Source organism: Streptomyces flavofungini (genome assembly GCF_041028215.1).
GTDB lineage: Bacteria > Actinomycetota > Actinomycetes > Streptomycetales > Streptomycetaceae > Streptomyces > Streptomyces flavofungini_B.
The window spans coordinates 1-1,317 of sequence record NZ_JASKYR010001245.1; the positions used below are offsets into that span (position 1 = coordinate 1).

The 1,317-nt window shown below is 76.7% G+C and carries 1 protein-coding gene; it reads left to right on the plus strand.

Going from position 1 to position 1,317, the window contains the following annotated elements; genetic code table 11:
• Positions 1-1,317: acyltransferase domain-containing protein (locus AB8Z36_RS40115; RefSeq protein ID WP_369218287.1), on the plus strand; the 1,317-nt coding region annotated here is incomplete at both ends.

Genomic DNA, 1,317 nt, shown 5'->3' on the forward strand with positions numbered 1-1,317 from the left:
GCCTTCGAACAGCGCGCCGTCGTCGTCGGCACCGCCCAGGACGCCCGCCGCGCTCTGGCCGCCCTCGCCGACGAGCGCACCGACCCGGCGCTCGTCCTCGGCGAGACGGGCGGCGCGGGCCGCACCGCCCTGCTCTTCACCGGCCAGGGCAGCCAGCGCCCCGGCACCGGACGCGAACTGTACGAGCGGTACCCGGTGTTCGCCGAGGCGCTCGACGAGGTCGTCGCCCGCCTCGACCCGCTGCTCCTGGACGCCCCCGCCGGAACACCGCACGGCTCCCTGAAGGACGTGCTGTTCGCCGAGGAGGGCACCCCCGGCGCCGCCGCGCTGTACGAGACCGGCTGGACCCAGCCCGCCCTGTTCGCACTGGAGACGGCCCTGTACCGGCTGGTGCGCTCCTGGGGCGTACGCCCCGGGGTGCTGCTCGGCCACTCCATCGGCGGGATCAGCGCCGCCCACGCCGCGGGCGTGCTGTCGCTGGACGACGCCTGCGCGCTGGTCGCCGCCCGCGCCCGCCTGATGCAGGCCCTGCCCGAAGGCGGCGCCATGTGGTCGCTCCAGGCCTCCGAGGAGGAGGTGCTGCCGCTCCTGGCGGGCCTGGAGGACCAGCTCTCGCTGGCCGCCGTCAACGGGCCCTCGGCCGTCGTCGTCTCCGGCGACGAGGAAGCCGCCGAGCGCGTCGCCCAGCACATCGCGGGGCTCGGCCGCACCACCCGCCGCCTGCGCGTCAGCCACGCCTTCCACTCGCCGCGCACCGAGGCCATGCTCGACGCCTTCCGTGAGGTCGCCGAGGGCCTGACCTACCACGAGCCCACCGTGCCCGTGGTCTGCGACCTCACCGGACGCCCTGCCGAGGGCGACGACCTGCGCACCGCCGATTACTGGGTGCGGCACGCGCGCTCCACCGTACGGTTCGCCGACGCGGTGCGCGCCGCCCACGAGGCGGGCGCCGCCACCTACCTCGAACTGGGGCCCGGCGGCTCACTGTGCGCCGCCGCCCAGGACACCCTCGGCGACGACACCGGCGCGGACGCCGTCCCGCTGCTGCGCACCGGCCGCCCGGAGGATGAGTCCGCCCTCACCGCCCTGGCCCGCCTGCACGTGCGCGGCGTCCGCGTGGACTGGGCCGCCGTCCACCAGGGCACCGGCGCTACCACCGTCGAACTGCCCACCTACGCCTTCCAGCACGAGAGGTACTGGCCCGACACCACCGCCTCCACCGCCCGCCGCGCCGCCGACGGCTCCGCCGACCCGGCCGACGCCGCCCTGTGGAGCGCCGTCGAATCCGGTGACGCCGCCGGGCTCGCCGGACTGCTC